This window comes from Pseudomonas baetica (genome assembly GCF_002813455.1).
Lineage (GTDB): Bacteria > Pseudomonadota > Gammaproteobacteria > Pseudomonadales > Pseudomonadaceae > Aquipseudomonas > Aquipseudomonas baetica.
The window spans coordinates 870,607-883,025 of record NZ_PHHE01000001.1 but is presented as its reverse complement, the minus strand read 5'-3'; the positions used below and the strand labels follow the sequence as shown (position 1 = coordinate 883,025).

The 12,419-nt window shown below is 60.5% G+C and carries 10 protein-coding genes; all 10 read right to left on the bottom strand.

The annotated features are described in order from the left end of the window. Nucleotides 1–75: 75 nt before the first annotated feature. Nucleotides 76–1,581 carry an amidophosphoribosyltransferase gene (purF, locus tag ATI02_RS03920; RefSeq protein WP_003226416.1) on the bottom strand — a complete coding sequence of 502 codons (1,506 nt, stop codon included), beginning with the start codon at nt 1,579–1,581 and terminating at the stop codon, nt 76–78. A 41-nt stretch (nt 1,582–1,622) separates the two neighbouring features. After that, nucleotides 1,623–2,183, bottom strand: coding sequence for a CvpA family protein (locus tag ATI02_RS03915; protein WP_007913461.1), 561 nt, complete (start codon nt 2,181–2,183; stop codon nt 1,623–1,625). Between the two features lie 98 nt (nt 2,184–2,281). Next, on the bottom strand, nt 2,282–2,938 hold the full coding sequence (locus ATI02_RS03910; protein ID WP_100845483.1) for an SPOR domain-containing protein: 657 nt from the start codon (nt 2,936–2,938) through the stop codon (nt 2,282–2,284). Continuing rightward, entirely contained in the window at nt 2,922–4,229 is a 1,308-nt protein-coding gene (gene folC / locus ATI02_RS03905; RefSeq protein WP_100845482.1) for a bifunctional tetrahydrofolate synthase/dihydrofolate synthase, read from the bottom strand. The genes ATI02_RS03910 and folC overlap by 17 nt, the downstream gene beginning before the upstream one ends. After that, nucleotides 4,226–5,146 carry an acetyl-CoA carboxylase, carboxyltransferase subunit beta gene (gene accD, locus ATI02_RS03900; protein ID WP_016984535.1) on the bottom strand — a complete coding sequence of 307 codons (921 nt, stop codon included), beginning with the start codon at nt 5,144–5,146 and terminating at the stop codon, nt 4,226–4,228. Before accD ends, folC begins: the two co-directional genes overlap by 4 nt. A 204-nt stretch (nt 5,147–5,350) precedes the next feature. Beyond that, complete coding sequence (locus ATI02_RS03895) at nt 5,351–5,977, bottom strand: phosphoribosylanthranilate isomerase (RefSeq protein WP_100845481.1); 627 nt, start codon at nt 5,975–5,977, stop codon at nt 5,351–5,353. A 64-nt stretch (nt 5,978–6,041) separates the two neighbouring features. After that, nucleotides 6,042–6,866, bottom strand: coding sequence for a tRNA pseudouridine(38-40) synthase TruA (gene truA, locus ATI02_RS03890; protein WP_166220008.1), 825 nt, complete (start codon nt 6,864–6,866; stop codon nt 6,042–6,044). Between the two features lie 269 nt (nt 6,867–7,135). Then, on the bottom strand, nt 7,136–9,787 hold the full coding sequence (locus ATI02_RS03885; protein ID WP_100845480.1) for a motility hub landmark protein FimV: 2,652 nt from the start codon (nt 9,785–9,787) through the stop codon (nt 7,136–7,138). Between the two features lie 208 nt (nt 9,788–9,995). Further along, on the bottom strand, nt 9,996–11,006 hold the full coding sequence (locus ATI02_RS03880; RefSeq protein WP_095188357.1) for an aspartate-semialdehyde dehydrogenase: 1,011 nt from the start codon (nt 11,004–11,006) through the stop codon (nt 9,996–9,998). Between the two features lie 248 nt (nt 11,007–11,254). Continuing rightward, a complete protein-coding gene (asd, locus tag ATI02_RS03875; RefSeq protein WP_095188356.1) occupies nt 11,255–12,367 on the bottom strand; it encodes an aspartate-semialdehyde dehydrogenase in 1,113 nt (370 codons plus the stop codon). Nucleotides 12,368–12,419 lie beyond the last annotated feature (52 nt).

The following is a 12,419-nucleotide window of genomic DNA, read 5'->3' as shown; positions in this document are numbered from 1 at the left end:
TCACTCCTTGCCTGTTCTCGATAAATAAAAGTCGTTTGCCAGATACAAAACCGGCCCCTCAGGGCCGGTAGAAACTCAGTTGTTGTACAGATCGATGATCGCACTGACCGCCTGGGTCTTGACCTTGGAGGCATCGTTGCGTGCCTGTTCGATCTTGTCCAGATAAGCTTCGTCGACGTCGCCGGTGACGTACTTGCCGTCGAACACCGCGCAATCGAAGTTTTCGATCTTGATCTTGCCGCCGCCGACCGCTTCGATCAAGTCAGGCAAGTCCTGATAGATCAGCCAGTCTGCGCCGATCAGATCCGCCACGTCCTGGGTCGAACGGTTGTGCGCGATCAGCTCGTGAGCGCTCGGCATGTCGATGCCATATACGTTCGGGAAGCGAACAGCCGGAGCGGCCGAGCAGAAGTAGACGTTTTTCGCGCCGGCTTCGCGGGCCATCTGAATGATCTGCTTGCAGGTGGTGCCGCGCACGATCGAATCGTCGACCAGCATCACGTTCTTGCCGCGGAATTCCAGCTCGATCGCGTTGAGCTTCTGGCGAACCGACTTCTTGCGGGCCGCCTGGCCCGGCATGATGAAGGTACGGCCGATGTAACGGTTCTTGACGAAACCTTCGCGGAATTTCACGCCCAGGTGGTTGGCCAGTTCCAGTGCCGCAGTGCGGCTAGTGTCCGGAATCGGGATGACCACGTCGATATCGTGCTCTGGACGCTCGCGCAGGATCTTCTCTGCCAGCTTCTCGCCCATGCGCAGACGCGCCTTATAGACCGACACACCGTCGATGATCGAGTCCGGACGCGCCAGATAGACGTGTTCGAAGATGCACGGGGTCAGGGACGGGTTGGTCGCGCACTGACGAGTGTGCAGCTTGCCGTCCTCAGTGATGTACACCGCTTCGCCCGGTGCCAGGTCGCGAATCAGGGTGAAACCAAGCACGTCCAGCGAAACGCTTTCCGAAGCGATCATGTACTCGACGCCTTCGTCGGTATGACGCTGGCCGAACACGATCGGACGGATGCCGTGCGGATCACGGAAACCGACGATGCCGTAACCGGTGATCATCGCCACCACTGCGTAACCACCGACACAACGGTTGTGCACGTCGGTCACGGCAGCAAACACGTCTTCTTCGGTCGGCTGCAGCTTGCCGCGCTGGGCCAGCTCGTGGGCGAACACGTTGAGCAGCACTTCCGAGTCGGAGCTGGTGTTGACGTGACGCAGATCGGATTCGTAGATCTCTTTGGCCAACTGTTCAACGTTGGTCAGGTTACCGTTATGCGCCAGGGTGATGCCGTAAGGCGAGTTGACGTAGAACGGCTGGGCTTCGGCCGAAGTCGAGCTGCCCGCAGTCGGGTAACGGACGTGGCCGATACCCATGTGGCCGACCAGGCGTTGCATGTGACGCTGTTGAAACACGTCACGCACCAGGCCATTGTCCTTGCGCAGGAACAACCGGCCATCATGGCTGGTCACGATACCGGCAGCGTCCTGGCCGCGGTGCTGGAGCACGGTTAGCGCGTCATACAGCGCCTGATTGACGTTCGACTTACCGACGATACCGACGATGCCACACATGCGACGCAACCCCTACTTAATGGATCTGAACTGAACAACACTCACTGTGGCGTTTTGGCCGACGGCAAGAGCTGCTCCTTGAACGGAATATCAGCGGGTACGCTGATTCCGCTGGCAAGCCACTGACTGCTCCACCCGAGAATCAGGTTTTTGGACCAGTCGGCGACCAATAAAAATTTTGGCACGAGCTGTGATTCTTTCCACCACCCGTCCTGCTGTACCGGCCCCAGGCTCAACAGCCCGACTGCCACAACCACCAGCAACACGCCACGCGCAGCGCCGAAGGCCATGCCCAGGAATCGATCGGTCCCGGACAACCCGGTGACGCGAACCAACTCGCCGATAAGATAATTGATCATTGCGCCCACGATCAGTGTGGCGACAAACATGATGGCACAGCCCGCGATCACGCGAGCCGATGGGGTTTCGATGTATCCGGCCAGGTACTCGGACAATGAACCACCGAACATCCAGGCAACGACTCCTGCGATGATCCAAGTCACCAGCGATAATGCTTCCTTGACGAAGCCGCGGCTCAAACTGATCAAAGCGGAGATGGCGATGATTGCAACGATCGCCCAGTCAACCCAGGTAAATGGCACAGTGCAGCCTACAGACGGATAAGGCGGCGCATTTTAGCAGAGCGCATGGCTGTCGGTAAGCTGCGATTTTCAGTGCATTTCAATCGAATCGATAGATCCTAGCCGCGCTCGGGCTGGAAGCGCACGACAAAACCTTTGAGGTTCTGCTGACGACCCAACAGGTCACGCAGACGATCGGCTTCGGCACGCTCGATCAGCGGGCCGACAAACACCCGATTCTTGCCATCGGCAGAACGAATGTAAGCGTTGTAACCCTGGCTACGCAGGGTTTTCTGCAAGCTTTCGGCGCTGGCGCGACTCGACAGACTCGCCAACTGAACCGACCAGCTTACCGACAGACCGTTGGCATCGACGCGGCTTTGCGTGGTGTCAGGCTTGGCCGACGCCGCCGCGATCGGCTGAGCAGGCGCCGGAATCGGCTTGGCCACCGCAGGCGGAGCAGTCGGCTTGGCGATTGCTATGGGAGCTGTCGGCGCCGGGGCAGGCGCAGTCGATGCAGCAGGTGCAGTGTCTTCTGCGACCTCTTCATCAGTTGGCACAGGTTCTTGCGGCAAGGCTTGCTGCTCAGGCACGGCGACCGGCTCAAGCTGTACTTGCGGCACTGCAGGAGCATGCGGAGCGGCCGGGGCATCGACCGTCACCTGACGCTGCTCGTCCTGACGGGAAAACAGCATCGGCAGGAAAATCACCGCCAGCGCCACCAGCACCAGGGCACCGACCATGCGCTGCTTGTACGCTTTATCCAGCAAAGCCATTTGCCGCTTCCTCCGTGGAGCGCCGGGCCAGCCATTCAAGGGCCTCAGCGACACAATAAAATGATCCAAACAACAGAATCTCGTCGCTACTGGTTGCGACTGCGCACTGCCCTTCCAGAGCGGCGGCAACGCTGTCGTAAGACGCGACCGAAACGCCAAGGTTCTGCAAGGCCGCGTGTAATTCTGCAACCGGGCGTGAGCGCGGCGAATCCAGCGGCGCTACGGCCCAGTTCTGGACACTAGCATTCAATTCGCTGAGCACACCATCCAGATCCTTGTCCGCCAGCAGGCCGAACACCGCAAGACGCTTGCCGACCGGTGGCTGCGAGGCCAGGCGACGGGCCAGATATTCTGCCGCGTGCGGGTTATGACCGACATCGAGCAACAGATTCAGGCGCTTGCCGTTCCATTCGAACGAGCGGCGATCCAGCCGACCGACCACGCGAGTCGCCTGCAAGGCCGCTACAATCTGCCGGGCATTCCACGGCAAACCGAGCAGCAGATACGCCTGCAAGGCCAGCGCGGCGTTTTCCATCGGCAGATCGAGCAACGGCAAGTCGTGCAGCTCGACAACCTGACCCTGCGCATCGGTACCGCGCCACTGCCAGTTCTGCTCAGTGATGCCGAGATCGAAATCGCGCCCTCGCAGGAAGAACGGACACGCCAGCTCACGCGCCTTGTCGAGCAACGGCTGTGGAGGATTCAGATCGCCACACAAGGCAGGCTTGCCCTGGCGGAAGATACCGGCCTTCTCGAAAGCCACGGACTCACGGGTGTCGCCCAGATAATCAGCGTGATCGACGCCAATACTGGTGACCAGCGCGATATCGGCGTCCACCACGTTGACCGTATCCAGACGCCCACCCAGACCGACTTCCAGCACCACCGCATCGAGCCCGGCCTGTTGAAACAGCCAGAACGCCGCGAGGGTGCCCATTTCGAAGTAAGTCAGGGAGGTTTCGCCGCGCCCGACCTCGACCGCTGCAAAGGCCTCGCACAGCTGCGCATCAGTGGCTTCGACGCCATTGAGCTGCACCCGCTCGTTGTAACGCAGCAGGTGCGGAGAATTGTAGACGCCAACGCTCAGCCCCTGCGCCCGCAGCAACGAAGCCACGAAAGCGCAGGTTGAACCTTTGCCGTTGGTGCCGGTGACCGTAATCACCCGCGGCGCCGGCTGGCCCAGCCCCATACGGGACGCTACCTGTTGCGAACGCTCCAGGCCCATGTCGATAGCCGACGGATGCAACTGCTCAAGGTAGGCGAGCCACTCGCCAAGGGTGCGCTCGATCATAGGCCGGCAGGTACCGGAGGAACCACGATCGGCTCGATTGGCGCGGCGACGAATTTCGGCGTCGGCTTGCCAGTCATTTGTGCAAGCAGGTTACCCAAACGTGGGCGCAGTTCCTGACGGTGGATGATCATGTCGATCGCACCGTGTTCCAGGAGGAATTCGCTGCGCTGGAAGCCTTCCGGCAGTTTTTCGCGCACGGTTTGCTCGATCACGCGCGGACCGGCGAAGCCGATCAGGGCTTTCGGCTCGCCGACGATCACGTCGCCAAGCATGGCCAGACTGGCGGAAACACCACCGTAAACCGGGTCGGTCAGTACGGAGATGAACGGAATGCCTTCTTCACGCAGGCGTGCCAGCACGGCCGAGGTCTTGGCCATTTGCATCAGCGAGATCAGGGCTTCCTGCATCCGCGCGCCACCGGAGGCCGCGAAGCAGATCATCGGGCAGCGATTTTCCAGCGCGTAGTTGGCAGCGCGGACGAAACGCTCACCGACGATGGCACCCATGGAACCGCCCATGAAGCTGAATTCGAACGCCGAAACCACCACCGGCATGCCCAACAGGGTGCCGCTTACGGAGATCAGCGCGTCTTTTTCGCCGGTCTGCTTTTGCGCGGCGGTCAGGCGATCCTTGTACTTCTTGCCGTCGCGGAATTTCAGACGGTCAACCGGCTCCAGGTCGGCGCCCAGCTCGTTGCGACCTTCAGCATCGAGGAAGATGTCGATACGCGCACGTGCGCCGATGCGCATGTGGTGGTTGCATTTCGGGCAAACGTCCAGGGTCTTTTCCAGCTCCGGACGATACAGCACGGCCTCGCAGGACGGGCATTTGTGCCACAGACCTTCAGGCACCGAGCTCTTCTTGACCTCCGAGCGCATGATCGAAGGGATCAGTTTGTCTACTAACCAGTTGCTCATGCTTTCTTTCTCCAGTACCGGCGGCCCGAACGCTCTGGTTCGCAGCCCCGCGTATGCCCTTGAGCTAAATTCATGTGTGTGGCGATGATTGATGAACAGCCACGGTCAGCGCGAAACATGACCTGCGTGCCATCCAGAAACCCTCAGCCGCGCCTGCTTTGTGCAAGTGCATTGATGGACGGCGGCAGACTGCCAGCCGTCACATCAATATGGTGCTTTGCGTACAGCGTTGATGAACGCCCGAATCTTTGCGTGATCCTTGATGCCCTTGCTCGCCTCTACCCCGCCACTGACGTCCACGGCATAAGGCCGAACCCGCGCGACAGCGTCGGCGACGTTCTGCGCAGTGAGCCCGCCGGCCAGAATCAATGGCTTGTTCAAGGCTTGAGGAATCAAAGACCAGTCGAACGCCTCACCGGTTCCGCCGGGCACGCCTTCGACATAAGTGTCGAGCAGCACGCCACTGGCGCTTGGGTAGGCGTCGACGGCCGCAGCAATGTCATCGCCCGCCTTGACCCGCAGCGCCTTGATGTAAGGACGATGCCAGCCTTCGCATTCGTCTGCGCGCTCGTCGCCATGGAACTGCAACAGATCCAGCGGCACGGCATCGAGGATTTCCCCCAACTCGCAGCGGCTGGCATTGACGAACAGGCCAACCGTGGTCACAAACGGCGGCAAGGCCTTGATGATCGCCCGCGCCTGCTGCACGCTCACCGCACGCGGGCTCTTGGCGTAAAACACGAATCCGATCGCATCCGCCCCGGCCTCGACGGCGGCCAACGCATCTTCTATGCAGGTAATCCCGCAAATTTTGCTGCGAACGGCTGACATGTCGATAAAAACTCCGAGGCAAATCCGGGAAGGTCCCGGATGGTAACAAAAGCGTTCGAGGGCGTCAGCCGTCAAGTTCCGAGAAACCCGTAAGGAAATGTGGCCCGATAAAACGCTCGGGCAACGGGAATTCGTCGTGATACTCGACTTGCACCAGATACAGCCCATAAGGATGCGCGGTCACACCACCGGAACGGCGCTCGCGGCTTTCCAGCACTTCCTTCATCCATTCAACCGGCCGCTCGCCGGCACCAATGGTCATCAAGACACCGGCGATGTTGCGCACCATGTGATGCAGGAAGGCATTGGCGCGAATGTCGAGCACGATCATTTTGCCGTGACGGGTGACGCGCAGGTGATGCATCTTCTTGATCGGCGATTTCGCTTGGCACTGGCCGGCGCGGAACGCACTGAAGTCGTGGGTACCGATCAGGTACTGCGCGGCTTCAGCCATGCGCTCGACATCCAGTGGACGGTGGTTCCAGGTGATTTCTTCGTTCAGATGCGCCGGGCGAATCTGATCGTTGTAGATCACATAGCGATAACGCCGGGCGATGGCTTTGAAGCGCGCATGAAAATGTGCCGGCATCACCCGCGCCCAACTGACGCTGATGTCATGGGGCAGATTGATATTGGCGCCCATCACCCAGGCTTTCAGCGAACGATCGACCGTGGTATCGAAATGCACCACTTGCCCGCAGGCATGCACGCCAGCGTCGGTACGCCCGGCGCATTGCAGGGAAACCGGTGAATTGGCGACTTTCGACAGGGCTTTTTCGAGCTCTTCCTGCACCGTTGCCACACCGGTCAACTGACGCTGCCAGCCGCTGTAGCGCGAGCCTTTGTACTCAACGCCCAGTGCTACGCGGTAAAAGCCCTCGGGGGCCATTTCGGCGACCGGGTTATCTATGTTTGCCAAGGTGGGACAGCCTGCTGTTTTTGCAAAGGCGGGCATTATAAGGCTGTGGTTCAGGGATACCAGAGGTTCTCTGTCGCCTGTAACAATGCCTTCGCGAGCAAGCCCGCTCCCACACTTGGAATGCATTCCCCTGTGGGAGCGGGCTTGCTCGCGAAAGCGGTGGATCAGGCACCAATGAATCCCGCACAAACAAAAACGGCAGCCTCAATGGGCTGCCGCTTCGTTTATCGCTGGACTGATTACAAGCTCGAGAGCATGTCCTTGGCCTCACCACGCTGCTTCTCGTCACCTTCGGTCAACACTTCGTTGAGGATGTCGCGTGCACCATCGCTGTCGCCCATGTCGATGTAGGCCTGAGCCAGATCGAGCTTGGTCGCCGCTTCGTCAGTGCCGGCGAGGAAGTCGAAATCATCTTCGCCAAGATCATCACCCTTCATTGCATCGGCTTCGGTGAAGGTCGGTTCGGCGATGCTTTGCGACAGGCGATCCAGTTCGGCGTTGACGTCGTCCAACTCAGCCGCGAAGGCATCCGGTTCGGCAGCTGGGTTGCTGTCCATTTCATCGGCCAGCGACAGATCGAAATCGGCTGGCAACTCGAGATCATCCTGCGGCACATCGGCAACCACTGGCGCCTCGACCGGCGGCAGATCCTTCACGCTGTCGTCCAGATCCAGCAGAAAATCGTCGTCAGCCAATGCGGCTGGCGCTGGTTCGGCGCCAAGATCCAGATCCAGGTCGAAGTCCGACAAGTCGTCCAGATTCTCTTTGATTTCGGTCTGCTGTTGCAGCACCGATTCGAAGCTCAAATCATCGTCCGCCGGGAATTCGTCCAGCTCGACCGGGGCACCCAGCTCAATCGGCGCTTCTGGCTCAACGACCGGCGCAGGTTCTACCGGCGTAATGTTGTCGAGATCGTCCAGACTCAAGTCAAACGCGCTGTCCAGATCATCTTCAGCAGGTGTCGTTGCTGGTTCTTCCGGCTCATCCAGCAGTAAGTCTTTGACGTACTGAGCATCCAGCTCAGCAGCAACAGCCGCTGCCGCAAGACCACTGGCAACAGCTACCGCCATGGCCGGGAAGCGGCTTTTCAACTCTTCGACCTTGGCGAAGTTGTCGCCATTGGCCACCAGCTGACGCTCCTGACCAACGAACGCATCGCGGTCGCCCTGCTGACCGTAGACTTCCATCAGCTTGAGACGCAGATCGCTGCGCTGTGGCTCCAGGCTGACGCCCTCTTCCAGCAACGCGGCCGCCTGATTCAGGCGACCGGCATTGATGTGCGATTGCGCCTTGTCCAGCACGTCGTCGGAGCGCTCAGCGGCCGGCGCCACCAGCGGCGCGGCAATCGGTTCGGCCATCACGATCGGGGCGACTACCGCAGCAACAGGGGCTGGCGCCGGCGTGTTCAGCTTGACGCTCGCCGCCGGTGTTTCCAGACCTTCGAAACTGCTTTCCGGCAGATCCTGGTCGGCGGAGAACTCCTGGTCTTCGGCGAGGGCGCGAGCCATGCGCACATGCTTTTCGGCTTCCTGCTGAGCTTTACGGCGACGGGCCAGCAGCAACAGCAAGAGCAGCAGAACCACAGCACCGCCACCGACCAGCCCCATCAGGATCGGATTGGTCAGCAGCTCGTTGAAGGTTTTTTCGTCATCGACAACCGGTTTCGGCTCTACAACGGGGGTCTCGGCAGGCGTTTCAGCCGGTGGTGCGATGGCCGACTCTGGCGTAGGCGATGCAGCATCGACCGGAGTGGCCGGCGGCGTGGCGGCCAGTTCGGCGGTAATCGCCGGAACCGGCGCAGCGGCAGGATTGCCGGCCGGCGCGGCGCCCGCGCCTTCGGCCTGCATCTTCGCCAGTTGATTGTTCTTCAGCTCGATCAGCTTTTGCAGCTTGTCCAGCTGACTTTGCAGATCGGACATGCGGCTTTTCAGTTCCTCATTGTCACGACGGGTCGTGTCGAGGCTTTCCTGAGTGAGCGCGAGCTTGTTGCTCAGGGCCTTGGCATCGCCGGCCGGGCCTTTGCCGCGCGCCTTGGCGCTTTCGGCAGAGACCAGGCTCAGGTTGTCTTTGGCATCTGGCGCAGCGCCGCTATTGCCGCGACCACGATTGGTCGCATCGAGCTGCTGCTGACCGCTGCCAGGCTTGGCCACATAACGACGGCCCTGACGCCAGGCCTCGTTTTGCGCGGCGACTTCAGCAATGGCTTTGGACTGTGGCAGTGAAGTGCTCTGCACCGAGTCCGGCAGGCGCAGCACCTGACCGCTTTTCAGCCGGTTGATGTTGCCGCCGATGAAAGCGTCCGGGTTCAGCGCTTGAATGGCCAGCATGGTCTGCTGCACCGAACCGCCAGTGCGCGCCTTCGCGGCGATTTCCCACAGGGTGTCGCGCGGCGTGGTGGTGTATTGAGCCGGGTGCGTGGCGCCAGTGGTCGGCGCGGTGACGGTTTGCGACGGCGCCGGTTGCGCGGCGGCATCAGCAGTCTGCGGCGAGAACTTCGATGGATCCAGCAGCACGCTGTAATCGCGCAGCAGACGGCCGTTCGGCCACATCACCTGCACGAGGAATTTCACCATCGGTTCCGACAGCGGCTTGCTCGACGTTACGCGCAGCACGCTTTTGCCGCTGGCGTTGAGCACCGGGGTAAACGTCAGATCGTTAAGGAAAGCCTGGCGATCAACGCCGGCCTTGGCGAAATCTTCCGGCGAGGCCAGGCTCGGCACCACTTCGGCAGCGGTGAGATCCTTGACGTCGAGCAGCTCGATTTCAGCCACCAGCGGCTGGTTCAGGGTCGACTTCAGGGTCAGCTCCCCGAGCCCGAGGGCATGCGCCATACCGGAGGACAGCGCCGACGCGGCCGCTATTGCTAACACCAGTTTGCGAACTTGAACCATAGCCTCATCCTTTGTTTGAACGTTCCTCGGCCAGCGAGAAGATGTTGATTGCCGCTGCCGTAAGGCATTGCGCGCGACGACGACAGGTGTCGCGCGCGATCATTTCTTTGATGCCCCGGAAAGTCCCGGAGGGTGAAACGTTATCGAGTGCTCCGGCCAAGCATAGCGCCCGGCTAGAATCAGTCGACAAATTGTTGCCAAGTATCTTTTACAGCAGGTCTTTTATCAACAATTCAGCCACCTGCACAGCGTTAAGGGCCGCGCCTTTACGTACGTTATCTGACGTCAGCCACAGATTAAGTTCCGCCGGGTCATCGACACCGTTGCGCACGCGACCGACATAGACAACGTCCTGCCCCACCGCATCGCCGACCGCCGTCGGATAATCACCCGCCTCGACCAGTTCGATACCCGGCGCATCTTCCAGCGCGGCATTGACCTTTACCAGGTCGACAGCCTGCGCTGACTGCAAGGTCACGCTAAAGCTATCGCCAAAAAACACCGGGGCTTGAACGCAAGTTGCGGAAATCTTTAATAAAGGCTGCGCCAGCACCTGGCGCAGCTCGCGCACCAGACGTTTTTCCAGCAGCGTGTGGCCCTGCGCATCAGGCGTGCCGACCTGCGCCAACAGGTTAAACGCCATCTGGCGATCAAAGAAGGTTGGCTCCAGCGGGCGCATATTAAGCAGCTCGGCTGTTTGACGTGCCAGCTCGGTGACGGCTTCGCGACCCTGGGCGGAAACGGCGAGATTGGCGGTGACGTTGACGTACTGCAGATCGATCAGCTCAAGCAGCGGCGCCAACACTACGGCGAGCGAAGTGGCCGACGGGCTGGGGCTGCTGACCTGAAACGGCGCTTTCAAACCGGCGAGCACAGCGGCGTTGGCTTCCGGCACCACTTGCGGCGCCTGATCGGCCGGCAAGGCGCCCGACAGGTCGATCAGCGAGCAGCCGGCAGCATGGGCGCGGGCAGCGTAGCTCAGGGTGATGGCTGGACCGGCAGCGAAAAACACCAGTTTGACCTTGCTGAAATCGAACTCATCGACTTCGCGCACGCGTACGTTCTTGTTGCGGTACAGCACGGAACTGCCGGCGGATTCGCTGCTGGCCAGCAGGTGCAGGTTGCCGACCGGGAAGTCGCGCTCTTCGAGAATCTGTACGAGGGTTTCGCCGACAGTACCGGTGGCGCCGATCACGGCAATATCTAGGGTCTGGGTCATGATTCTACCTCTGGCGAAACGGGGGGAGCGGCACTTTACCGGGTGACTGGCGCACAGGCAATTTCTGCCCAGCATTTGTGGTCGCTGTACCGGCCTCTTCGCGAGCAGGCTCGCTCCCACTTTGAAATGCATTCCCCTGTGGGAGCGAGCCTGCTCGCGAAGAGGCCGGTACAGGCAATCGAGAAATCTGAAGCATAAAAAAACCCGCACCTCTCACAAGGCGCGAGCTCTTTCATTGCTGCAAGCGATCAACGCTCCAGCAAAATCCGCAGCATGCGACGCAGCGGTTCGGCCGCGCCCCACAGCAGTTGGTCGCCGACGGTGAAGGCGCCCAGATACTGGGTGCCCATGTTCAGCTTGCGCAGACGCCCCACCGGAACATTCAGGGTGCCAGTCACCTTGGTCGGGCTCAGCTCCTGCATGCTGATTTCGCGCTGGTTCGGCACCAGTTTGACCCAAGGATTGTGCTGACTGATCAGCCCTTCGATGTCGGCGATCGGCACGTCTTTGTTCAGCTTGATGGTCAGCGCCTGGCTGTGGCAACGCATGGCGCCGATGCGCACGCAGATGCCGTCGACCGGGATCGGGCTTTTGAAGCGACCCAGAATCTTGTTGGTCTCGGCCTGGGCTTTCCACTCTTCGCGGCTCTGACCGTTCGGCAGTTCCTTGTCGATCCACGGGATCAGGCTGCCGGCCAGCGGCACGCCGAAGTTCTCGGTCGGGTACGCTTCGCTGCGCATGGCGTCGGCCACACGACGGTCGATGTCGAGGATCGCGCTGGCCGGATCGGCCAGTTGATCAGCAACGGCAGCGTGAGTCGCGCCCATTTGCTTGATCAGTTCACGCATGTTCTGCGCGCCGGCACCGGAAGCCGCCTGATAAGTCATGGCGCTCATCCACTCGACCAGACCGGCTTCGAACAGACCGCCCAGGCCCATCAGCATCAGGCTGACGGTGCAGTTGCCGCCGATGTAGTTCTTGGTGCCTGCGTCCAGTTGCTGGTCGATGACCTTGCGGTTGACCGGATCGAGAATGATGACCGCGTCATCGTTCATGCGCAGGCTCGAGGCCGCGTCGATCCAGTAACCCTGCCAACCGGCCTCACGCAGCTTGGGGAACACTTCGCTGGTGTAGTCGCCGCCCTGGCAGGTCAGGATCACGTCGAGGGTCTTCAGCTCTTCAATGCTGTAAGCGTCCTTGAGCGGAGCAATGTCCTTGCCCACGGACGGGCCTTGGCCACCGACATTGGAAGTGGTGAAAAACACCGGCTCGATAAGATCGAAATCCTGCTCTTCCAGCATCCGCTGCATGAGCACGGAACCGACCATACCGCGCCAACCGATCAGACCTACACGTTTCATCGCAACTACACCTTCTTGAAAAGTGGACCGCTGCTTTGTATTGAATTTCGCA

Coding starts and splice junctions, on each gene's coding strand:
- purF (WP_003226416.1), bottom strand. CDS start 1,581: ATGTGTGGCATCGTCGGTATCGTCGGTAAGTCGAACGTCAATCAGGCG.
- ATI02_RS03910 (WP_100845483.1), bottom strand. CDS start 2,938: ATGGCTTTGCTGGATAAAGCGTACAAGCAGCGCATGGTCGGTGCCCTG.
- folC (WP_100845482.1), bottom strand. CDS start 4,229: ATGATCGAGCGCACCCTTGGCGAGTGGCTCGCCTACCTTGAGCAGTTG.
- accD (WP_016984535.1), bottom strand. CDS start 5,146: ATGAGCAACTGGTTAGTAGACAAACTGATCCCTTCGATCATGCGCTCG.
- ATI02_RS03895 (WP_100845481.1), bottom strand. CDS start 5,977: ATGTCAGCCGTTCGCAGCAAAATTTGCGGGATTACCTGCATAGAAGAT.
- truA (WP_166220008.1), bottom strand. CDS start 6,866: ATGGCCCCCGAGGGCTTTTACCGCGTAGCACTGGGCGTTGAGTACAAA.
- ATI02_RS03885 (WP_100845480.1), bottom strand. CDS start 9,787: ATGGTTCAAGTTCGCAAACTGGTGTTAGCAATAGCGGCCGCGTCGGCG.
- ATI02_RS03880 (WP_095188357.1), bottom strand. CDS start 11,006: ATGACCCAGACCCTAGATATTGCCGTGATCGGCGCCACCGGTACTGTC.
- asd (WP_095188356.1), bottom strand. CDS start 12,367: ATGAAACGTGTAGGTCTGATCGGTTGGCGCGGTATGGTCGGTTCCGTG.